23 protein-coding genes and 1 tRNA gene are annotated in these 21,623 nt (G+C 65.3%); 12 read left to right on the forward strand and 12 right to left on the reverse strand.

The features are described from left to right. The first annotated feature begins 28 nt into the window (after positions 1-28). Entirely contained in the window at positions 29-1,159 is a 1,131-nt protein-coding gene (gene dapE / locus VH326_RS09645; RefSeq protein ID WP_329631600.1) for a succinyl-diaminopimelate desuccinylase, read from the forward strand. On the opposite strand, the gene VH326_RS09650 is transcribed toward dapE, so the two are convergent. The 4 genes from VH326_RS09650 to VH326_RS09665 are packed head-to-tail and all read right to left on the reverse strand — an operon-like array spanning position 1,149 to position 5,126. Continuing rightward, positions 1,149-2,528 carry a cytochrome P450 gene (locus tag VH326_RS09650; RefSeq protein ID WP_329631601.1) on the reverse strand — a complete coding sequence of 460 codons (1,380 nt, stop codon included), beginning with the start codon at positions 2,526-2,528 and terminating at the stop codon, positions 1,149-1,151. The genes dapE and VH326_RS09650 overlap by 11 nt on opposite strands. A gap of 20 nt (positions 2,529-2,548) precedes the next feature. Beyond that, positions 2,549-4,372, reverse strand: coding sequence for a glutamine--fructose-6-phosphate transaminase (isomerizing) (glmS, locus tag VH326_RS09655; RefSeq protein WP_329631602.1), 1,824 nt, complete (start codon positions 4,370-4,372; stop codon positions 2,549-2,551). Between the two features lie 14 nt (positions 4,373-4,386). Continuing rightward, positions 4,387-4,755: a type II toxin-antitoxin system VapC family toxin gene (locus tag VH326_RS09660; RefSeq protein WP_329631603.1), complete on the reverse strand. Its 369-nt coding sequence runs from the start codon at positions 4,753-4,755 to the stop codon at positions 4,387-4,389. Continuing rightward, complete coding sequence (locus VH326_RS09665) at positions 4,752-5,126, reverse strand: ribbon-helix-helix domain-containing protein (protein ID WP_329631604.1); 375 nt, start codon at positions 5,124-5,126, stop codon at positions 4,752-4,754. The genes VH326_RS09660 and VH326_RS09665 overlap by 4 nt, the downstream gene beginning before the upstream one ends. A gap of 180 nt (positions 5,127-5,306) precedes the next feature. On the opposite strand from VH326_RS09665, the gene VH326_RS09670 reads away from it, so the two are divergent. After that, positions 5,307-6,002, forward strand: coding sequence for a tetratricopeptide repeat protein (locus VH326_RS09670; protein WP_329631605.1), 696 nt, complete (start codon positions 5,307-5,309; stop codon positions 6,000-6,002). Between the two features lie 3 nt (positions 6,003-6,005). Here VH326_RS09670 and glmU read toward each other — a convergent pair whose 3' ends face one another. Next, a complete protein-coding gene (gene glmU / locus VH326_RS09675) occupies positions 6,006-7,355 on the reverse strand; it encodes a bifunctional UDP-N-acetylglucosamine diphosphorylase/glucosamine-1-phosphate N-acetyltransferase GlmU (RefSeq protein WP_329631606.1) in 1,350 nt (449 codons plus the stop codon). Between the two features lie 80 nt (positions 7,356-7,435). On the opposite strand from glmU, the gene VH326_RS09680 reads away from it, so the two are divergent. Next, the gene (locus VH326_RS09680; protein ID WP_329631607.1) at positions 7,436-8,137 is read left to right on the forward strand and encodes an HAD-IA family hydrolase; all 702 of its coding nucleotides are present in this window, start codon (positions 7,436-7,438) and stop codon (positions 8,135-8,137) included. On the opposite strand, the gene VH326_RS09685 is transcribed toward VH326_RS09680, so the two are convergent. Further along, complete coding sequence (locus tag VH326_RS09685; RefSeq protein ID WP_329631608.1) at positions 8,079-9,089, reverse strand: lipocalin-like domain-containing protein; 1,011 nt, start codon at positions 9,087-9,089, stop codon at positions 8,079-8,081. The genes VH326_RS09680 and VH326_RS09685 overlap by 59 nt on opposite strands. A 320-nt stretch (positions 9,090-9,409) precedes the next feature. On the opposite strand from VH326_RS09685, the gene VH326_RS09690 reads away from it, so the two are divergent. From VH326_RS09690 to VH326_RS09710, 5 genes are all read left to right on the forward strand, one after another. Next, positions 9,410-9,691, forward strand: a complete 282-nt coding sequence (locus tag VH326_RS09690) for a hypothetical protein (protein WP_329631609.1) — start codon at positions 9,410-9,412, stop codon at positions 9,689-9,691. A 135-nt stretch (positions 9,692-9,826) separates the two neighbouring features. Further along, positions 9,827-10,726, forward strand: a complete 900-nt coding sequence (locus VH326_RS09695) for an SDR family NAD(P)-dependent oxidoreductase (RefSeq protein WP_329631610.1) — start codon at positions 9,827-9,829, stop codon at positions 10,724-10,726. Positions 10,727-10,800: 74 nt separating this feature from the next. Further along, on the forward strand, positions 10,801-11,877 hold the full coding sequence (locus tag VH326_RS09700; protein WP_329631611.1) for a hypothetical protein: 1,077 nt from the start codon (positions 10,801-10,803) through the stop codon (positions 11,875-11,877). A gap of 85 nt (positions 11,878-11,962) precedes the next feature. Then, on the forward strand, positions 11,963-12,151 hold the full coding sequence (locus tag VH326_RS09705; protein ID WP_329631612.1) for a hypothetical protein: 189 nt from the start codon (positions 11,963-11,965) through the stop codon (positions 12,149-12,151). 104 nt (positions 12,152-12,255) lie between these two features. Next, positions 12,256-13,287, forward strand: a complete 1,032-nt coding sequence (locus VH326_RS09710; RefSeq protein WP_329631613.1) for a hypothetical protein — start codon at positions 12,256-12,258, stop codon at positions 13,285-13,287. A gap of 176 nt (positions 13,288-13,463) precedes the next feature. On the opposite strand, the gene VH326_RS09715 is transcribed toward VH326_RS09710, so the two are convergent. Then, on the reverse strand, positions 13,464-13,811 hold the full coding sequence (locus VH326_RS09715; protein ID WP_329631614.1) for a DUF2794 domain-containing protein: 348 nt from the start codon (positions 13,809-13,811) through the stop codon (positions 13,464-13,466). A 22-nt stretch (positions 13,812-13,833) separates the two neighbouring features. Continuing rightward, on the reverse strand, positions 13,834-14,511 hold the full coding sequence (gene epsC, locus VH326_RS09720; RefSeq protein WP_329631615.1) for a serine O-acetyltransferase EpsC: 678 nt from the start codon (positions 14,509-14,511) through the stop codon (positions 13,834-13,836). Positions 14,512-14,730: 219 nt separating this feature from the next. Here epsC and VH326_RS09725 point away from each other — a divergent pair, with 219 nt between their 5' ends. After that, a complete protein-coding gene (locus VH326_RS09725; RefSeq protein WP_329631616.1) occupies positions 14,731-15,630 on the forward strand; it encodes a hydrogen peroxide-inducible genes activator in 900 nt (299 codons plus the stop codon). 132 nt (positions 15,631-15,762) lie between these two features. On the opposite strand, the gene VH326_RS09730 is transcribed toward VH326_RS09725, so the two are convergent. The 3 genes from VH326_RS09730 to pgsA are packed head-to-tail and all read right to left on the reverse strand — an operon-like array spanning position 15,763 to position 17,017. Continuing rightward, a complete protein-coding gene (locus tag VH326_RS09730) occupies positions 15,763-16,200 on the reverse strand; it encodes a molybdenum cofactor biosynthesis protein MoaE (protein ID WP_329631617.1) in 438 nt (145 codons plus the stop codon). Further along, positions 16,197-16,454 (reverse strand): molybdopterin converting factor subunit 1, encoded by a 258-nt coding sequence (gene moaD / locus VH326_RS09735; protein WP_329631618.1) that lies wholly within the window; start codon positions 16,452-16,454, stop codon positions 16,197-16,199. The genes VH326_RS09730 and moaD overlap by 4 nt, the downstream gene beginning before the upstream one ends. Beyond that, complete coding sequence (pgsA, locus tag VH326_RS09740) at positions 16,454-17,017, reverse strand: CDP-diacylglycerol--glycerol-3-phosphate 3-phosphatidyltransferase (protein WP_329631619.1); 564 nt, start codon at positions 17,015-17,017, stop codon at positions 16,454-16,456. Before pgsA ends, moaD begins: the two co-directional genes overlap by 1 nt. Before the next feature lie 141 nt (positions 17,018-17,158). On the opposite strand from pgsA, the gene VH326_RS09745 reads away from it, so the two are divergent. Next, the gene (locus VH326_RS09745) at positions 17,159-18,451 is read left to right on the forward strand and encodes an MFS transporter (protein ID WP_329631620.1); all 1,293 of its coding nucleotides are present in this window, start codon (positions 17,159-17,161) and stop codon (positions 18,449-18,451) included. Positions 18,452-18,830: 379 nt separating this feature from the next. On the opposite strand, the gene VH326_RS09750 is transcribed toward VH326_RS09745, so the two are convergent. Next, positions 18,831-18,906: transfer RNA gene (locus VH326_RS09750), tRNA-Ala, on the reverse strand. A 258-nt stretch (positions 18,907-19,164) separates the two neighbouring features. Here VH326_RS09750 and VH326_RS09755 point away from each other — a divergent pair. Together VH326_RS09755 and VH326_RS09760 are read left to right on the forward strand one after the other, a co-directional pair. After that, positions 19,165-20,271 (forward strand): glycosyltransferase family 4 protein, encoded by a 1,107-nt coding sequence (locus tag VH326_RS09755; protein WP_329631621.1) that lies wholly within the window; start codon positions 19,165-19,167, stop codon positions 20,269-20,271. After that, entirely contained in the window at positions 20,268-21,620 is a 1,353-nt protein-coding gene (locus VH326_RS09760) for a nucleotide sugar dehydrogenase (RefSeq protein WP_329631622.1), read from the forward strand. The genes VH326_RS09755 and VH326_RS09760 overlap by 4 nt, the downstream gene beginning before the upstream one ends. The last annotated feature ends 3 nt before the right edge of the window (positions 21,621-21,623 follow it).

Genomic DNA, 21,623 nt, shown 5'->3' on the forward strand with positions numbered 1-21,623 from the left:
CCGTCTCCATCGTTTGAAGGAACACCCTTTGCCGCAAGTCGTCGAACTCACCAAGGCGCTGATCGCCGCTGAAAGCGTCACCCCGGCGAGCGGTGAAGTGTTCGACGTGCTGGCGCAGGCGCTCGCGGTGATCGGGTTCGAGATCGACCGCTTTACGATCGGCGAGGCCCCCGACGGGCCGGTCGAGAACATGATCGCTTTTCGGCCCGGCAGGGGTAAGCATCTGGCGTTTGCCGGGCACCTCGACGTCGTCCCGCCGGGCGACGGCTGGACCAGCGAAGCGTTCAAGCCGGAGGTGCGGGACGACTGGCTGTACGGGCGCGGCGCGGTCGACATGAAGGGGGCAATCGCCGCGTTCGTCGCGGCGGCGGCGCGGGTCGCCAAAAACGATGAAAGCCCGACGCTATCCTTCCTCATCACCGGCGACGAGGAGGGCCCGGCAATCTATGGCACTCGCGCGATCCTGGATCGGCTGGCGGCGCGCGGGCTCAAGCCCGATCTGTGTCTGGTCGGCGAGCCGACCTCGACCGCGCGATTGGGTGACATGATCAAGATCGGGCGGCGCGGATCGGTCAACATCTGGATCGACGTGCCCGGGCGGCAAGGGCATGTCGCCTATCCCCACCTCGCCGACAATCCGATCCCCAAACTGGTCGCAGCGCTGAGCGCAATCGGCGCGATCGAACTCGACCAGGGCAATCACTGGTTCCAGCCGTCGAACATCGAAGTCACCGACGTGGCGGTCGGCAATCCGGCGAGCAATGTGATCCCGGGCAAGGCGTCGGCGCGGCTGTCGATCCGGTTCAACGATGAGCAGCGCGGCGAGGATCTGGTCGCGCTGATCGAGCGCGCCGCCCGCGCGCACGCGCCCGAGGCGCAGGTGATCGCGCGGATTTCCGGCGAGGCATTCCTGACCGAACCCGGGGCGCTGTCGGAGATGGCGACCGACGCGATCGAGAAGGTCGCAGGAATACGCCCGACGCTGTCGACCACCGGCGGCACGAGCGACGCCCGGTTCCTGTCGCAGCTTTGCCCGACGGTCGAGTTCGGGCTGGTCAACGCGACGATGCACAAGACCGACGAGGCGGTCGCGCTTGCCGACCTTGAAACGCTGGCCGACATCTACGCCGAGATCATCGCCCGCGCGACTATTGCGTGAGCGGCACCAACCGCACCGGCAAGCCATCCTTCGGCCGCGGGATCGGGAAAAACTGCCACGCCGCCCCGCTATCCTCGTCAGCCTCGATCCGGTAGCGCGACAGCAAATTCGCGATCAACAACTTCATCTGCATCGTCGCGAAGTGCAGCCCGATGCACATGTGCGCGCCGCCGCCGAACGGCACCCACGCGAAACGGTGGCGGCCCTTCGATGCCTCGGGCGTGAAGCGCATCGGGTCGAACCGGGTCGGCTCGGGCCAGATGTCGGGCATGTTGTGGGTCCAGGTGATGCCGATCCCGACCTGAGTCCCCGCGGGGATCGTGTAACCGCCGAATTCGAAGCCGCGCAGCGCCCGGCGCGGCAGCGACGGCACCGGCGGCATCATCCGCAACGCTTCCTTGAACGCATATTCGGTCAGGACGAGACGATCGAGCTGGTCGGCGAACGGGACGTGCGGATCGAGACCGGCGATCTCTTCGCGCAATTTCTCCTGCCAGTCCGGATTGCGCGCGAGCAGCATCACCAAGGTCGTCGCCGACGAAGTGATCGTGTCGTGCGCCGCCATCATCAGGAAGTTCATATGATCGGCGATCGCCGCGGCGGACAGCGGCTCGCCGTCGTCATCGGTCGCGCGGCAGAATTGGGAGAAGAAATCCTCGCCATTGCCGCCGCGGGCGCCATGCCTGCGGTGGGGAATTTCGCGCTCGAACCAGTCGATCAGATAGGCGCGCGCCTTGACGCCTTTGCGCATCATCGTGCCCGGCAACGGCACGCGTATCGGTGCGATACTCGCCTGCACCTCGTCGACGAACGCTTGGTTGATTCGGGTGGCTTCCTCGCCGAGTTCGACTCCAAGGAAGCTCGTAGCGGCGAGATCGAGCGTGAGCTTCTTGATCGCGTCGTAGAAGCGCATGCTGCGCCCGCTCCATCCGGTTACCTGCGCCGCGATCCCGGCGTCGAGCTGAGTCGCGTAATGCCGCATCGGCTCGGGCTTGAACGCCACCGACATCACCTTGCGGTCGGCGCGGTGGTGATCGAAATCCATCAGCATCAGCCCGCGCGGGAAGAGGAGGTTGAGCAACGGCCCCCAACCCTGTTCGGACGAAAACAATTTGTCGCGGTCGAACAGGACGAGTTCGTTGGCATCGGGGCCGAGCAACGCGATATTGGTCTCGCCGAACGAGCGGTTGCGGTAGATCGGGCCGAACCGCTCGACCATTCCGGTGCCGAAGCGGACCGGATCGCGCAGCATACGCAGCGTGTTACCGACCAGCGGAAGCCCGTTGTCGCCGGGAATGTGAGCGAGCGCACCTTTCGCGGCACGCGGCAGCCAGTGCGGGTTCGCCTTGAACGTGTGCGCGTGGGCCATGCCGCGATCCTATCGCGCGATCACTCCACCGTCACCGACTTTGCGAGATTGCGCGGTTGATCGACGTCGGTCCCCTTGGCGACGGCGACGTGATAGGCGAGCAGCTGCACCGGAACGGCATAGACCAACGGCGCGATCAGCGGGTGGACTTTGGGCATCTCGATCGTCGCGAGGCACCCCTCCCCCGCCTCGTCCAGCCCTTCGGCGTCGGAGATCAGGACGATCTTGCCGCCCCGCGCGCGCGTCTCCTGCATGTTGCTGACGGTCTTTTCGAACAGCGGCCCCGAAGGTGCAATGACGATCACCGGCACGTTCTCGTCGATCAAGGCGATCGGGCCATGCTTCATTTCGCCCGCCGCATAACCTTCGGCGTGGATGTAGCTGATTTCCTTCAGTTTCAGCGCACCCTCGAGCGCCAACGGATAGTCCGGACCGCGGCCGAGATAGAGTACGTCGCGCGCCGGCGCGATGAGGTGCGCCATCGCCGCGATTTCCTCGTCGTGGCCGAGCGCGGCGTTGAGCGCGGCGGGGGCTTCGACCAGGTGCTTGACCACCTCGATCTCCTCGTCGCGAGTCATCCGGCCCTTGACCAGCGCCAGGTGCGCGGCGAGCGCGGCGAGCACCGCCAGCTGGCAGCTGAACGCCTTGGTCGAGGCGACGCCGATCTCGGGCCCGGCGTGCGTCGGCAGCAGCAGATCGGCCTCGCGGGCCATCGTGCTGGTCGGGACGTTGACCACCACCGCGATCTTTTGTCCGGCCTTCCGGGCGTGGCGAAGCGCCGCGAGCGTGTCGGCGGTCTCGCCCGACTGGCTGATGAACAGCGCCAGCCCGCCATCCTCGAACACCGGGTCGCGATAGCGGAACTCGCTGGCGACATCGATGTCGACCGGCACACGCGCGAATTGCTCGAACCAGTATTTGGCGACCATACCAGCGTAGAAGCTGGTGCCGCAGGCGACGATCGTGATCCGCTTGACCGCCGACAGGTCGAAATCCATCTGCGGCAGCGCGACGGTCTGCTCGACGCCGCGAATGTAGCTGCGCAGCGTCTGCGCCACGACGATCGGCTGCTCGTGAATCTCCTTGAGCATGAAGTGGCGGTAATTGCCCTTCTCGATCATCGCCCCGGTCGCGCCCGAAATGGTGATCTCGCGTTCGACCGGATTGTTCTCGGCATCGAAGATTCGCGCGCCGTCGCGAGTGACGACGACCCAGTCGCCCTCCTCGAGATAAGCGATACGCTGGGTGAGGCCGGCGAGCGCGAGCGCGTCCGAGCCGAGATAGGTCTCGCCGTCGCCATAGCCGACGACTAAGGGCGAACCGAGCCGGGCGCCGATCAGCATGTCGTCGCGCTGACGGAACGCGACCGCGAGCGCGAACGCCCCGCGCAGTTGCGGAAGAACGTCTTTCACCGCGTCCTCGGGCGACTTGCCACCCTCGACCTGCTCGCTGATCAGATGCGCCACCACTTCGGTGTCGGTCTCGCTCTCGAACTTGCGGCCGCGCTGCTGGAGCGCTTCACGCAGCGGCTTGAAGTTCTCGATGATGCCGTTGTGGACCAGCGCGATTTCATCGGTGGCGTGCGGATGCGCGTTCGACGTGGTCGGCGCGCCATGCGTGGCCCAGCGCGTGTGCGCGATCCCGGTATTGCCCAGCGCGGGATCGGCGGCGAGCACCGCGACGAGGTTGGCGAGCTTGCCCTCGGCGCGGCGGCGGATCAGCTTGCCATGCTCGACCGTGCAAATGCCGGCCGAATCATAGCCGCGATACTCCATCCGCCGCAGCCCCTCGACGAGCCGGCCAGCGACTTGATCCTTGCCGACGATTCCGATGATTCCGCACATGGTTGGGCTTTCAGTTAAAGATAATTGGGCACGCGAATACCCGGCATCGCCGCCGGAAAATCCCTAGTGTTACGTGTCACGAGAATGCGATGATTGACCTGCGCCGACGCCAGGATGACCGAGTCGGCCAGCTTCAATCGCGGGCGTTCGCGGCGTAGGGCGGCGGCATGCCCGGCAATGCGCTCGTCAACCTCGTCGATAGCAAAACCGCGCAGGAACGCCTCGATCACGCGTAGCGTGCCGCCTCGTTCTTTCGACAAGACCTCGATCCAGGTCACGCGGCTGATCCAACGATGTTCGACACGCGCAATCTCCCCCCGCGCGCCTGCGTTACCATTGAGCGAGTCGATCAGGATATTGCTGTCGAAGGAATATCCGCTCACGTGCCGGTCGGTTTCTCGTCAGGCATCTTCCCGGCGATCATGTCGAGGTACCGTGTACGCTCGCGGTCGTCCCATTCGTCGAACAGGTCCGGAAACTCCGCTTTGACCTCCTCGTAATCGTCGTCCCACGGTCGCGTCGACGACGCCCGCTCGCGCCGCTGCCACTCAACCGAATCGCCGATATCGGTACGATCCTTCCAGGCGCCGAACGCCTGATCCAGCCAATCCAGATTGCCCTTCGGGCGCGTCTGCGCCTTATATTCGGCCACCGCCTCGCGCAGCACCGACGCGCGCGATTTGCCCTGCTCGGCCGCATGCTGGTCGAGCCACTTGAGATCGTCCTCGGGTAAATCGGCAAGGATGCGAGTCATGATGATATCGCGATATCATATCATGATATCATGTCAAGGCCGCGGGTGCTTCGTGCGCCAACATTTAACGAAGTCCCGCGATCGGCGCGAGCTTTCATGGCCCCTCTTGTCGGCTGCTCCCGGCACGGCTGACAATGGACCGGCTCTATGATAGCCTCTCAGCCAACAGGGGGAAACGCTATGCTTGCCTTGCCATTGGCGCTGGCACTGTTCGCCGCGACGCCCATGCCGTTGCCCGCGCAGGACGCCGCACCCGCGGCCCAGCAGGATGACGAGTCGCAAGTCGACCGCGCATCGAACTTCATTAGCGCCGCCAAGCCAGCCGAGGCAGTGGCGCTACTCGACTCGCTCATCGCCACGCAGGAGCGTCGCCGCCAAGGCGACGACCGCCAGACCTATTGCGCGCGCAGCCCGGCCGAAGCGTTGCTCTACAGCAGCAGGGCAGCGAGCGAGAAGAAAGCAGCGGTCGTGCTGCCGCAAACCGCATGCTATTCCATCTTCCTGAAGGGCTTCGCACTGATCGACCTCAACCGGTCCCACGAAGCGAAAGCTTGGCTCGAGCGCGCATTGGCGATGGCGCCTTCAAACGCGCAGTTTCTCGGCGAACTCGCCGAATGGTACAAGTCGCGGCGCGACTGGGTCGCCGCGCGAAGGCTGTTCCAACGCGCCGTCGATGCCGCCGCCCTGTCGCCTGACAATCGGCGGATATTCGACCAGACTCGCGGCATGCGCGGCCTTGGTTACATCCTGATTGAGGAGGGCAAATTCGACGCGGCGGAGGCAATTTATCGCGAATGCCTGGCGCTCGATCCGAATGACGAGCGGTCGAAGCATCAGCTCGACTACATAGCGAACCAACGCGGCAAGAAAACCTGATACTCAACCCTTCTTCTTCGCGCTCATCATCTCGCGGAATCGCTTCCCCCAGCCCGGCTTGCTCTCTTGCCGCGGCCGCACCAGCCGCAGCGCGTCGGCCTCGACATTCTGAGTAACTGTCGACCCCGCGCCGACGATCGCGCCCGCGCCAATCGTCACCGGCGCGACCAGCGCCGAGTTCGAGCCGATGAACGCGCCCTCGCCGATCACCGTCTTGTACTTGAAGAACCCGTCGTAATTGCAGGTGATCGTGCCCGCCCCGATATTGGCGCCCGCGCCGATCTCGGCATCGCCGAGATAGGTCAGATGGTTGGCCTTGGCGCCCTTGCCGAGCACCGTTTTCTTGACCTCGACGAAATTGCCGACCTTCGATTTCTCGCCGAGCACCGCGCCGGGGCGGAGCCGCGCATAGGGACCGACTTCGGCGCCCTCGCCGACCGTCGCGCCTTCGATATGCGAATTGGCGCGGATGATCGCGCGGTCGGCGATGCTGACGCCGGGACCGAAGAAGACGTTGGGCTCGATCAGCACGTCGCGCCCAACCTGCGTGTCGTAAGCGAACCACACCGTCTCGGGCGCGACCAGGCTGGCGCCCTCGGCCATCGCCGCCTCACGCCGCGCCGCCTGCCAGCGCGCCTCGGCATACGCCAGTTCGGCGCGGCTGTTGATGCCGATCACCTCGTCGGCGTCGGTTTCGACCACCACGGCGCGGTCGCCATCGGCGAGCGCCAGCGTGATGATGTCGGGCAGATAATATTCGCCCGCCGCATTGTCGTTGCCGACCCGTTTGAGCAGCGGCCACAAATCGGTCGAGCGCACCGCGGTCACCCCCGAATTGCACAATTTGACCGCACGCTCGTCGTCCGATGCGTCCTTATATTCGACGACCTTGTCGATCGCGCCGTTGCGGTCGGCGATGATGCGGCCATAGGCCTTGGCGTCGTCGGGGCGGAAGCCGAGCACCGCGATGCGCGGGGCGTCGGTACCGCTCAACCGCTCAACCAGCCGAGCGATCGTCGCCGCTTTGAGGAAGGGCGTGTCGCCGAAACAGACGATCGCGACGCCGCTGAAGTCCACGAGCGCGTCCTTCGCCATCAGCGCGGCGTGCGCGGTGCCGAGCTGCTCGTCCTGCGGCGCGATCTTCACCCCCAAAGGGGCGACCGCCGCTTCGACCTGATCGCGCCGCGCCCCCACCACGACGACCTTTTCCGCGGCGCCCGCCGCATCGAACGCGTCGAGCAGATGGAGCAGCATCGGCCGCCTCGCGATCGGGTGGAGCACCTTGTGCAGGTCGGACTTCATCCGCGTGCCCATACCGGCGGCGAGAATGATCGCGGCTATCGGATCGGTCATCGGTTCAGCGTCTCCCGTGATCCGCGCCCTGCCACGAAGACCTTGCCATTGCCATACCGTTGCGGGCACGGACGGCGGCGATGGCGGATTTCCCCTTCGATCTGATCGGGTTCGATCTCGACGGCACCTTGGTCGACAGCAGCGGCGACCTGGCGGCCGCAGTCAATCGCGCGCTGGCGGCCGCCGGGCGCGCGCCGCTGACCGTCGATCACGTGCGCCCGATGATCGGCGGCGGTTCGCGCGTGATGCTGCGCAGCGCGTTGCTCGCGACCGGCGGCGATCATGATTTCGAGCGACTCTACCCGCTGATGATCGACTATTACGCAGCGCATATCGCGGACACGACGCGGCCGTTTCCTGGCGTCGTCGCGGCACTCGACGATCTCGCGGCGCGCGGCGTGAAGCTCGCGGTGGTGACCAGCAAGATCGAAGCGCGGTCGGTCGATCTGCTGCGCCGGCTCGACCTGCTCGATCGCTTCGCCTGCGTGATCGGCGGCGACACAGTCGCTGCGATGAAGCCCGATCCCGCGCCAGTCGTCGAAATGCTGCGGCGGTGCGGCGGCAAGAGGCGCGCAGCCTTTGTCGGCGATTCGGCCCATGACGTCGGCGCGGCGCACGCGGCTGGGCTACCGTGCCTGCTATTCGCACCGACCGAGACAACTGCGAGCGGCGCCGACGCGACCTTCGGTCACTACGACGTGCTGGTCGTCGCGCTCGAACGCCTCAGCGCGGCAGGAGCGCCTGTTCGATCCAGCCCGGTCCCTGCACCGCATCGCCCATGAAGTTGCCGGTGACCGTCGCGATCCCCTCATACACCGGGTTGCCAGCGACCGGGAATTCCTGGTCGGGGAACGCGCTGACAAAGGTCAGCTCGGTCTTCAGATCGGGGATCGTCACCGCCATCGTCAGGCAATAGGTCTGGCCGTCGGGGCTGGTCCAGGTCGGGCCGCTTGGGATCAGCTCGCTATAGTGCGACGTGGAGTTGCCCTCCGGCCAGCGCACGGTGACGATCGATACCATCGGCTGACCCGCGACCGGTTGCTGGCCCACGCACGAATTGGACAGGTCGATCCCGTTATCGAGCTGCGCATCCTGCAGGATCCACTTGGTCTTGACGCCGAACATGCCATATTCGTGATCCATCCAGGTAGTCCCCTGGACCTCGAAACTTTCCTCGCCGATCGTTATCGTGCCCGACGCCTGGAGCTTTGTCAGCGAGTAATAGAAATTGCTGGTCTGCAACGGGTCTGGGCTCGACGCGACGGACTGGTAGACGCCATCCCCCCACACCAGCAGCGGCGGAACCTTGACGCTATCCTGGCTCAGCGTCAGCGCGAACGCGATCGAGACGCCGGTCGCGGCATCGATGAAGCTGGCATCGACCGTCATGTCGCACGGATTGGCCGCGGGCGCGGTCATCGCGATCGATCCCGACTCGCCAGCGGTGCCGAGCCGGGCATACCAAGGCTTGGTCGAGTCCGATTCGGCCCACGCTGGATCGTAGGGAAATTGGGTGGTCGCCTGGAAATGGACCTGGTCGACTATGTCGGTCAGCATGATCTGACTGAACGACATCAATTGACCGCCCGGCGATTGGGTAGCTGCGTTGATCTCGAAGCCGAAGGTTCGTCCGCCCGGCGCCGTCAGCGTGCCGATATGCCACCACCATTCGCTGGGGGCGCCGACGTGCATGTATTGGTCGCGCGGCATGACGATACCGTCTTTGACTGGCATGGTACTTCCTCCCTAATGAGGTCAAACCTTACCATATAAATACTTGACCGCTAGGGCATTTTGCTTTTTCTCTTACGTATTTGATCCGGTGTTCATCTCAGCCGAGACCGGCTGCTACCCCGCGACCGGTGGAGGGCATGACAATGGTATCGGAGAACGAAGGCGCCGGATGTCGTCCGTCCCTGGGTCGCGAATTATACTCCCAGTTCGAGCGCTCAATCTCGGCTGATCGAATCGCCTGCGAAACGAGGGAGCCAATTTGCGCGGTGCGCGTTTGAGCCATCTGTCACGCCCTGCGTGCAGGAACTCAGGAGAGTCGCATGAAGATATTACTCGCCGCGGCAGCTGCCGCTTTCGCGATGCCCGCCATCGCTCAGGACACGCCAGCCGCACCGCCAGCGGCGCCTATGGCGCAGACGGCGCCGTCGGGCTCGATGACGATGGGACCGGCCATGCCCGTCGTCCAGCCGCTGCCCGATACGGCGACGGCGGATACCGGCCCGGTTCCGATGTGTTCTAAGACCGTGGTCGACCATTGCATGGAACGCTCCAACGCGCGCGGCCAACGCCTCCACACGACGCCGCGCCCGCCCGGCGCGTAATCGATAATCCTAAGCCTGACCGGACCGGCGTGAGGGTGTTTCCCCGCGCCGGTCTGCTTATGCTTTCGCGCCGGGCTTGCGCCCCGCCGCCAACTGCCTAGGAAGCGCTTCAAACACTGACAGGAGCGCTCCAATATGACCATTCGTTTCGACGAAAAAGTAGCCATCGTGACCGGCGCGGGCGGCGGGCTCGGCCGCGAATATGCGCTGGCGCTGGCGAAACGCGGCGCGAAGGTGGTGGTCAACGATCTAGGCGGCGCGCGCGACGGCACCGGGCATAGCGATGCTGCGCTCCAGGTCGTCGAGGAGATCAAGGCAGCGGGCGGCGAGGCGATGTCGAACGGCGGCAGCGTCACCGATTACGATCAGATGGTCGAGATGGTCGCCAAGGCCAAGGAAGCCTGGGGCAGCGTCCATATCCTGATCAACAATGCCGGCGTGCTGCGCGACAAGAGCTTCGCGAACATGGAGCCCGCCGATTTCAAGTTCGTCGTCGACGTCCACCTCAACGGATCGGCGAACGTGACCAAGGCGGTGTGGGCGACGATGCGCGAGCAAGCCTATGGCCGTATCCTGATGACCGCGTCGTCGACAGGGCTGTTCGGCAATTTCGGCCAGGCCAATTACGGCGCCGCCAAGCTCGGCCTCGCCGGGCTGACCAAGACGCTCTACCTCGAAGGCGCGAAGTACAACATCCGGGTCAACACGATCGCGCCGACCGCTGGCACGCGGATGACCGAGGATCTGTTCCCGGCCGAGGCGTTCAAGGCCTTCTCCCCCGACAAGGTCGCGCCGGCAGCGCTTTATCTGGTCAGCGAGGACGCGCCGTCGAACGCGATCGTTGGCGCCGGCGCGGGCGTGTTCCAGGCGGCATTCGTGACGCTGACTCAAGGCAAGCTGCTGACCGGCGACGACCTGTCCCCCGAAGGCGTCGCCGCGCACTGGGCCGAGATCACCGATCGCACCGGCGAAATCGTCCCCGCCTCGGGGAACGAACAGTCGATGACCATCATGAAGACGCTGACCGGCGGCTGACGTTCTCCGCGGCGAGCCGATTTGGTGCTCTGAAAAAGGCATGCTAGCCCTATCCCACCAAGGGGAGGGGCAGCATGTATAACGACAACGACCTCGAGCAGGCCGTGGCGGCCGGCGTGTTACCGCGCGACGCCACCGACGCGTTTCGACACTATATCGCGGAAGAGCGTCACTTCCCGCGGGTCGACGAGGAGCATTACAAAATCCTCGACGGCAGCAGTGACGCCTTCGTCGCTTTCGGCAGCGTCCTCCTCATGCTTGGGTTGGGCTATATCGGCTACACCTTGAATCACGTCGCTGCGGGGCTAGCGGTATCGGTTGCGGCATGGGGGCTCGCCGAGTTCTTCGTGCGCGTCCGCAAGTTGGCGCTCACCGGCATCCTGTTGTCGTTCGCGTTTTTCGGCGGCGTCCTCGCGACCCTCGGGCTGGGCCTCTACGCCACCTCTCCCGATTGGGGCGCCAAGGGATATGGCGGTGCGGGCGCGGTGATCTTCGTCCTCGGCGCGGGGGCGATGTGGCTGTTCTGGAAACGGTTCGCGCCGCCGATCGCGGTGTCGTTCGCGGCGCTCTCGGTCGCCCTCGCCGTCATGGCATTGGTGGTCGCGTTGCTCGGCGGGGACAATGTGTTCGCGCTCGGGCACCTCGCCTATCCGGTTGCACTCGTCTGCGGGCTCGGCGTATTCGCCTATGCGATGTGGTGGGATCTGTCCGACCCCAACCGCGTGACGGAGCGGCATGAAGTGGCGTTCTGGATTCACGGTGTCGCTGGCGGACTGATCGCGCAGTCGATCTTCTACCTGATCGGGACGACGGGCACCTTCATGATGTTCGTGTCCACTGGACAAGTGGTGACGCTCGCACTCGTGTTCGTTCTGTTCGCCGTGGTCGCGCTGGTGATCGACCGCCGCGCCTTGTTGTTCTCGAGCGCCGTGCCGCTCGTCTTCGCGCTCATGAGCACGCTGGCGCAGGCCGGCGCGTATCAGACCGCGCTGGGATGGGCAGCGCTGTTCGTCGGTATCGTGCTGCTCGCGCTGTCGGCTGGCTGGCACACGATGCGCGCCGCGATCATGCCGATGCTCGGCGAGATCGCCGATCGCCTGCCGCCGGCCGGGCCGGCGATCGAGCGGCCCTATGAGGACATACCTGAATAGCCGGGGCACCGCCGGTCGCATGGACCTACGGAACCCGCCCATCACGTCGATAGTTACACCTCCGCAAGGAAAACAGGAGGATGTCATGGCCGACGACGACAAGACGACGATCATCGAGACCGACCGTGGCGGCGGTGGCGGCGCGATCGCGCTGCTGGCGATCGCGGTGATCGCGATCGCGGTCGTGCTGTTCCTGGTGTTCGGACAGAATCTGCTCGGAAACACCAAGACGGTCGATGCCAACGTCAAGATCGACACGCCGTCCAAACCGTGACGCTTTTTAGGGCCGGCCTTCCCATCCCGGCCGGCCCCACCTAGTTGGTGTATTGCTACACTAACGCACCCATGCTATGGCAGCCCTCGGAAGAGGAGAATGCCATGTATAGTGAAAGCGATCTGGAGGGCGCGGTGACGGCGGGGGTTCTCCCCCAAGCCACCGCCGACGCTTTCCGCCAGCACATCGCGACCACGCGCTCTACGCCCGCGGTCGACGAGGAAAGCTTCCGGCTGCTGACCGGGTTCAACGACATTTTCGTCGGCATCGCGATCGCGCTGCTGCTGGCCGCGCTGGCGCAGCTCGGCGATTGGGTCAACCACGCGCTCGCCGGGGCGGCGGTGGCGGCCGCGGCCTGGGCGCTGGCCGAATATTTCACCCGTGTTCGCCGTATGGCGCTGCCCAGCATCATCCTGTTGCTCGCGTTCGTCGGCGGAGTCGCCGCGACGATGATCGGCGCGCTGGTCGACCTCAATCCCGACTGGAGCGATACTACCAATGCGCTGGTCGGGTCGGGGATCGCATTGGTCACGGCGGGCGCCACCTGGCTGCACTGGAAGCGCTTCATGGTGCCGATCACGGTCGCGGTCGGCGCGGCAACGCTCGTCGCGGTCGCGATCGGGCTGTTCTTCGCCGCCACGCATGCCGGCGAGCAGGCGATCTACCCGCTGATCCTGATCGGCGGCCTCTTCACCTTCGCGCTGGCGATGTGGTGGGACGGCACCGATCTCAAGCGCCACACCCGGCGCAGCGACGTCGCGTTCTGGCTGCACCTCGCCGCCGCGCCGATGATCGCGCATCCCCTGTTCCACATGCTCGGCGTGTTCGAAGGCGATATCGGCGTGGTGCAGGCGGTGATCGTGATGGCGCTGTACGTCGTGTTCGCGATCATCGCGCTGGCGATCGACCGTCGCGCGCTGCTCGTGTCGAGCCTCGCGTACGTGCTCTACGCGCTGTCGACCCTGTTCCACCAGGCCGGCGCGGTCGAGCTGTCGATGGCGTTCACCGCACTGGTAATCGGATCGGCGCTGCTGTCGCTCTCCGCTTTCTGGCACCCGATGCGCCGTTCGGTGGTGGGAATGCTCGGCGGGCTCGGCGATCGCTTGCCGCCGGTCCACGCAGCGATCACCGCTTAACCTTCCGCTCGGTCACGGGCGATCCTTGCCCGGCGGCCCACGCGGTCGCCGGGATTTTTTTCAGCACATGACGAAGTCCAAGGACGCCTCCCCGGCGAAGGCCGGGGTCCAGTTACGACCCGTCCGATGCTGGGCCCCGGCCTTCGCCGGGGAGGCGTCGACTGGCTAGTGTCGTGCTAATCCTCGATCAGCTTCATCAGCCGCCGCTCGACCGGCGCCAGCACCGGGCCAAGGTCGTGCCCGCGCTTGAGCACTGCGCCCTGTTCGTTGACCAGCGCCCACATGCCCTGCTTGTTGCGCAGGTCGGGGCGTTTCTCGATTCGTACCTCGGGGCGCTCGGCGGAGCGGCGGAATGCCGCGAACACAGCCGAGTCACGACTGAATTCGATGGCATAGTCGCGCCAGTGCCCCGCGGCGACCATGCGACCGTAGAGGTCGAGGATTCGCGTGAGTTCGATCCGCTCGAACCCGATCTGGCTGGGCTTGCGGCCCGCCGGCCGTGGAAAAGGGGTTACCGTGCCCATCTAGACCCCCGACGAGAGGCCATTACGCACGGTCGCGCATATCCTCTTGCTCGGCGAGCAACGCGTCGAGCCGCTTGCGCAGCGTCTCGATCTCGCACCGCATCAGTTCGAGCTTTTGCGTTTGTGGGTCGAACTGCTCGCTGCACGGCGTGCCGTAGGCGAGGAACGACTTCTCGCCCCTCCCCTCGACGATCGTCGCACGCGCCGGGATGCCGACCATCACCGCGCCTTCGGGTACGTCCTTGGTCACCACCGCATTGGCGCCGATCCTCGCGCCCGGCGCGACGGTAATCGGCCCGAGCACTTGCGCGCCCGATCCGATGATGACGTTGTCCTGAATCGTAGGGTGCCGCTTGCCAGCGACCCCATCGGCCGGGTTGGTCCCACCTAGCGTGACACACTGGTAGATCGTGACGTTGTCGCCGATCACCGCGGTCTCGCCGATCACGGTGAAGCCATGGTCGATGAAGAAGTTGCGCCCGATCACCGCACCCGGATGGATGTCGATCGCGGTGAAATGCCGCGCGATATGGTTGACCCAGCGCGCCAGGAAATAGAGCCGCGCGCGATAGAGACGATGCGCCAGCCGGTGATAGGCGAGCGCCCACACCCCCGGATAAAGCAGGATTTCCATCCGCGACCGCGCCGCGGGATCGCGCGCGCGGATCGAATCGAGATACGCCGTCAGGCGGGCAAGCATCGGCGGGTCCCCTTCGCCTCTTTCGCGGTATCTAGGGGCTGGTGGTTGCGATTTCCAGAAGCGCGTTGGTACTTAACTCCCCTCCCTCCCAGGGAGGGGCCGGGGGTGGGTAGACGTAGCGCGATACGTTAAGAGCAGAGTGGGCGGCCAGGGTATCGCCCGGCCTCGACCCACCCCCGGCCCCTCCCTGTACAGGGAGGGGAGCAGGAACGCACTCCCATGACGACCTATCTGCCGACGCTCAAGCAGCTGCAATATCTCGTCGCGTTGAAGGATCACGGCCATTTCGGCCGCGCTGCGGAAGCCTGTTTCGTCACGCAGTCGACGCTGTCTGCCGGGATCCGCGAGCTCGAGACGCTGATCGGCGTGACCCTGGTCGAGCGCACCCGCCGCGTGGTGCGATTCACGCCGCTCGGCGACCGCATCGCGAGCAAGGCCCGGCTCGTGCTGCGCGAGGCGGAGGAATTGGGCGACATGGCGCGCGCCGCCGGACGACCACTATCCGGCGAGATGCGGATGAGCGTCATCCCGACGATCGCGCCGTTCATGCTGCCGCGTATCCTGCCGGCGCTGCGGCGCGATTATCCGGATCTAAAGCTGTATCTGCGCGAGGAGACGACCGGGACGGCGTGCGAGGGCCTGCACAACGGCCGCACCGACTGCGTGCTGCTTGCGCTGCCTTATGCGTGCGGCGACGTGGCGGCCGAACCGCTGTTCGAGGACCGGCTGTACGTGGCGTTCCCGGCGAGCGACGTGCCCGAACCCCCGCCGGTGATCGCCGCCGACGATATCGACGAGACTCGCCTGCTGCTGCTCGAGGACGGACATTGCCTCAAGGATCACGCACTCGCGGCGTGCAACCGCCCCGAGCTTGGCGCGCAGGCGATGATGCTCGGCACGTCGCTCCACACCATCGTTCAGATGGTCGACAACGGGCTTGGTGTAACCATGCTTCCGGGGATGGCGGTCGAGGCTGGTATCCTCGACCATACCAACGTCTCCGCTCGTCCGCTCGCGGCCGAGCACGCGACGCGCACGATCGCGCTGGTCTGGCGGCGGGCGAGTCCGCGCGAGCGTGATTTCAAGTTGCTGGCGGAGGTGTTGAAGACGGCGGCGTGACCTGTTCCCCTCCCCTTCCAGGGAGGGGTTAGGGATGGGTGGCGTGACGCGGTACTGCAACCGCCTGTCCCGGACTATCCGCGCATCAGGACGCCACCCACCCCCAGCCCCTCCCTAGGAGGGAGGGGAGAGCTACCGCCACTTCTCCACCGCACGGTGATCGCTCGCACGCTCACCGACCCACGTCGCTTCCCCTTCCCGAGTCTCGCGTTTCCAGAACGGCGCGTCGGTCTTGAGCCGATCGATCAGGAACGCGCACGCATCGAGCGCCGCGGCGCGATGCTGCGCGGCCGTGCCGACGAACACGATCCGCTCGCCCGGCTTCATCGCGCCGACGCGATGGACGATCGTCGCGGCGCCTAGCGACCAGCGCGCGATCGCCTCGTTCACCAGCTTTTCGAGCGCGGCCTCGGTCGCGCCGGGATAATGTTCGAGCATCAATTCGCCGACGCCGTCGTCGGGCCGGACCAGCCCGGTAAAGGTCGCGACCGCGCCACCCTCGGTCGCCTCGAGCACGGCGAGTTCGGCAGCGACGTCGATCGCGGCTTCGCTGACGGCAACTCGAATCATCCGCCGGTCACCGGGGGAAAGATCGCCACCTCGCGCGCTCCCCCGATCGGGGCGTCGAGCGGCACGAATTGCTGGTCGATCGCCGCGCGCAACTTGGCAACATCGCCCAGCGCCTCGGCATAGCCCCCACCCCGCTGTGTCAGCGACACTATCAGATCGCGCACCGTGGCGACGTGGTCCGGGGGAACGATCGTCTCCTCCCCCCGCCCGATCTTCTCTCGCACCCAGGCAAAATAGAGAATTTGGAGCGCCATCAATCCATGTGCTTCAGGCCGACGCGCAGATAATCCCAGCCGGTGATGCACGTCAGGATCGCCGCGCCCCACAACGCAACCAGCCCGATGCTGTGCACGCCGGCATTGGCTCGCGGCCAGGACGTCAGCGCGCCCGCGAGGATCAGCGCGCCGAGCGCGACGAGCTGCAGCGTCGTTTTCCACTTGGCGAGCTGCGATACCGGCACCGAAACCTGCAGCCCGCCGAGAAATTCGCGCAGGCCCGACACCATGATCTCGCGCAACAGGATGATCATCGCCGCGATCAGGTGCCACCCGCCGATGTCGCGAGTCGCGACCAGCATCAGCACCACCGCGGCGACCATGATCTTGTCGGCGATCGGATCGAGGAAGATGCCGAGTTTCGACACCTGGCCCTGCGCGCGCGCCAGATAGCCGTCGAGATAATCGGTCAGCGCAATCAGCGAATAGAGCACGAACGCCGCGGCATATCCCGCCGCCCATCCCGGCCACCACAGGCATGCCACCAAGACGGGCACGCCGACGATTCGCGACAGCGTGAGGATATTGGGAAGCGTCCACATTCTGGCGACCCTAGCACCGCCTCGCCCCGCGCGGAAAGTGCCGAGCGGCGCACCATCTCCGACGAATGAGCGATTGTCGCGAGCGCGCGCCCTGCGCTAAGAGCCACGCTTCATGTCGGGCATCGGGGCACCACGAATTACATGTTGAACGCGCTCGGTTTAATGAAGGAGCGCCGTTTCCTGCCGCTGTTCGTCACGCAGTTTTTCGGTGCCTTCAACGACAATCTGTTCAAGCAAGCGATGGTCGTCGTCGCGGTCTATCACATCTATCACAATCCCCAGGCCGAACAGAGCTTCACCGCGCTCGCCACCGCGATCAGCATCATTCCGTTCTTCCTGCTGTCGGCGCTCGCCGGGCAACTCGCCGATGCGCACGACAAGACGCGGATCATCCGCATCGTCAAAACCGCCGAGATCGGGATCATGCTGGTCGGGGGCGGCGGGCTGTTGCTGGCCAAGGCCGGGCATACCCAGATCGCGCTCGTGATGATGCTCACGGCCGTGTTCGCGCTCGGGGTGCATTCGACCTTTTTCGGGCCGATCAAATACGCGATTCTGCCGCAGCATTTGCGCGAAGACGAAGTCCTGGGCGGCACCGGCCTGGTCGAATCGGCGACCTATATCGCGATTCTGACGGGGACCGTGCTGGCCGGCTTCATGAAAGTCGAACACGCCGTGATCGGAACGCTGGTGGTCGCTGCGATCGGCTGGTTCGCCGCGCGGCAGGTCCCGTCGGCGCCGCGCGAAGGCCCGCCGCTCAAGATCAACTACAACCCCTTCACCTCGTCGTGGCGGCTGGTGTCGGCGACGATGCACATCCCGCGGCTGTTCCTGGCGATCTGCGCGATCAGCTTCTTCTGGACGATGGGCGCGGTGCTGATCGTCATCTTCACCCCGCTCGCGAAGAACGTGCTGACCGCCGACAAGCATGTGGCGACGTTGCTCACGGCATTGTTCTCGATCGGGATCGCGGTCGGATCGGTCGCGATCAATTCGATGCTCAAAGGGCACACGTCGGCCAAATACGGCCCCGCCTCGGTGCTGGCGATGGGGCTGTGCGTGATCCTGTTCTCGATCCTGTGCAAGACGTGGCCGCCAGCCGAGCCGGGGCATTATTATACCTGGATCGAGTTCATCAAGATGCCGCGCGCGGCGCTCGTCGTCGGCGCGCTGACCGGGATCGCGGTGTTCGGCGGGATGTTCGTCGTGCCGCTCTATGCCTTCCTCACCACCACCGTCAGCAAGGACCAGACCGCGCGCACGGTGGCGGCAAACAACGTCGTCAATTCGGGCGCGATGGCGATCGGCGCGCTGCTGGTGCAGGGCCTGTCCGATTGGGCGCGGGTGACGCCGGCCAACATGCTCTACGTCGTCGCGGCGATGTGCCCGATCTCGGCGTGGCTCGCCTGGAAGCTCCACCGCGCCTGCGACTAGGCGCAAGGGCTCAGAAGATCAGCGTGTAGATGCAGGTAAAGAACGCGGCGAAGCTCAGCAGGAACAGCTTCCAGTCGCTGTCGTCGCTCGGGCGCGTCATTTCGGCCCGGACCGCGAGACGTTGGCGGAGGTGGTGACGGCGGCCGCGCGGCCGAAGGACGAATTCATGTGACATGGCGATGGAGTTAACGCGCCGTTTACGATTCGGACCAATGCAAAGAAGGGTTAACCGGCGTCCACTTTCGGGACGGGTGGCGAAGAGGCTGATTTATCGGGAGTGCGCCGCGGCAAAGCCGCGTCGTCGGACGGCGCTCACCGCCGCCGGCCGTTCGCGAAATGTGGTGTCGATAGCTCCGCTATCGTCGCCCATTTCGCGAAATGGTGGAGCCGAGGGGGATCGAACCCCTGACCTCTGCAATGCCATTGCAGCGCTCTCCCAGCTGAGCTACGGCCCCACACCTTCCGGGAAGGCGCCGCCCCTAAACCAGCCGACACCGGCGGGCAAGCCTCGCCATTCCGAATTTTTGCGGTGGTTCGTCGCCTCCGGGCCCGTCAGGCGCAGAAACTCTGCGGCCACAGGACAAACTCTCAGACGCGGCCTAGACCGTTCCTCCAAAGCCCATTATCGGCCCACATCTCGACGCTCATCCGCGGGCGGCTCGGCGTTCGGCCGGGCCCTTTTTTGAAACGAACGGAACGGACGCCTTCGGCAAATGCATATCCTATACCTAGCGACCGATGCCTATGGCGGGTATGGCGGCGTAGCGCTGTACAACCGCGACGTTCTCGAAGCGTTGTGCGACGACACCAATGTCGATTCCGTCACCGCGGTCGCGCGGTCGCAAAGCTCCGCGATCGGCGAACTGCCGGAAAAGCTTCACTATGACACGTCGGGTATCGGCAGCCTGTGGCGCTATTTCGCGGCGGTAAGACGTGCCGCTTTTTCGCGGCAGCGTCCGGACGTCGTCTATTGCTCGCATATCAATCTCGCGCCGGTCGCCTACCTGATCGCCAAAATGCGCGGCGTGCCCTGGGTGCTTTGCATTTACGGGATCGACGCGTGGCCCGACAGGAAGAGCGCCGCCCGCCGATTTTTCGCGTCGCGAGCCGACCGCGTGATCAGCCTGAGCAAAGTCACGCTGCAACGCTTTCTGAGCTGGTGCCCGATGCCGGCCGATCGCTGCATCGTCATCCCCAACGCGATCCATCTCGACGAGTTCGGGGTCGCGCCGCGCAACCCGGTGCTGGAGGCGCGCTATGGGCTGGCAAACCGCAAGGTGGTGATGACCTTCGGCCGCCTCGACCCGACCGAGCAGTATAAGGGATTCGATGAAATCATCGAGCTGATGCCCGATATGCTGCGCAAGCGCGACGACATCGCGTACCTGATCGCCGGCGCTGGTGCGGACCGCGATCGGCTGGAACAGAAAGCCGCGACGCTGGGGGTTGCCGATCGCGTCGTCTTCACCGGCATGGTCGACGAAGCGGAAAAGGCCGACACCTATCGTCTCGCCGACGTCTACGCGATGCCCAGCAAGGGCGAAGGGTTCGGCTTCGTGATCCTCGAGGCAATGGCGTGCGGCGTCCCCGCCATTGCCAGCAACCAGGACGGCGGCCAGGAAGCGGTTCGCGGCGGCTTGATCGGCCAGGTCGTAGATCCCGACAAGCCGCAAGAGATCGAGCAAGCGATCCTCGCAGTCATCGACCAGCCCAAGGCAATCCCGGACGGCCTGCATTATTTCGCCTTCCCCTCGTTCAAGAAACGCGTCCAGGACCTCATCCGCGCGATGGTCCCGGCCGCGCGAAAGACCGCCCGATGAGCAAGATCCCCTCGCATTTCGCCGACCGCGAGCTCGCCATTTTCGGGCTCGGCTATGTCGGCCTGACGCTTGCGGTCGCGATGGCCGAGACGGGTTTTCGCGTTCACGCGGTCGAGATCAATCCGGCGGTGATCGACTCGGTCTCCCGCGGGAAAGCGCATTTTTCCGAATATGGCCTCGACGCTCGGCTCGCCGCACAAGTTGCGAAGGGGGCGATCACGGTCAGCGACGATCCGACGACGGCAAAGGACGCCAACGCCTTCATCGTCACCGTCGGCACGCCGATCGACGGCGACAAGCGCACCAAGTTCGGCGCGCTCGAAAACGTGCTGGGACAGATCGCCAAGGTGATGCGCGACGGCTCGCTCGTGATCCTGCGATCGACCGTCCGCGTCGGCACCACCGAAGAGGTGGCGAAGCCGGTGCTCGCGGCGAGCGGCAAGTCGTTCGATCTGGCTTTCTGTCCGGAGCGAACGCTGGAGGGCAAGGCGCTGTCGGAGCTCGTTTCGCTACCCCAGATCGTCGGCGGCGTCGATGCCCACGCGACGTTCCGCGCGGCGCAGCTTTTTTCGCTGATCACGCCGACCATCATCCGCGTCGGCAACGCCGCGACTGCCGAAATGGTCAAGCTGGTCAACAACACGCAGCGCGACCTGCTGTTCGCGTTCGCCAACGAAATCGCGGGCGCATGCGACGCGCTGGGCATTTCCGCGCACGAAGTGATCACCAGCGGCAATGTCGGCTATGCGCGATCGACGATGCCGCTACCGGGGCCGGTCGGCGGCCCGTGCCTCGAAAAAGACCCGTACATCCTGGCCGAGGGGCTCGAGCGCTTCGCCTATGCGCCGAAAATCGCGCTGACCGCACGCGCGCTCAACGAAGACCTGCCAGACCGCTCGGCGCGCCAGATGCTCGAAGAGTTTGCCGGCGAGATGCCCAAGCGCATCGCGATCCTGGGGCTGGCGTTCAAAGGGCGTCCGGAAACCGACGATCTTCGCGGAACGATGGCGCTTCCGCTGATCGCGGCGTTGCGTGCGCACGTGCCGGACGCGGAGATCGTCGGATGGGATCCGGTGGTGAAACCCGACGTCGCCCGCCGCGAATTGGGGATCGACATTGCCGGGACGGCGGGCGAAGCGGTGCGCGATGCGGCGTTGGTGATCCTGCAGACCAACCACCCTGCTCTCGAAAGCCTCGATCTCGCGGCGCTCGCCGGGACGATGGCGTCGCCCGGGCTGATCTACGATTTCTGGAACCAGCACGGGCAGATGGACAGCTTCCAGCTTCGCCCCGCGATCCGCTATGCCGCGCTTGGCGGGTTCAACCACAAACCGTTTCTCGAGGGCTGATCG

The sequence above is a fragment of the Sphingomonas sp. genome (assembly GCF_036269755.1).
Lineage (GTDB): Bacteria > Pseudomonadota > Alphaproteobacteria > Sphingomonadales > Sphingomonadaceae > Sphingomonas.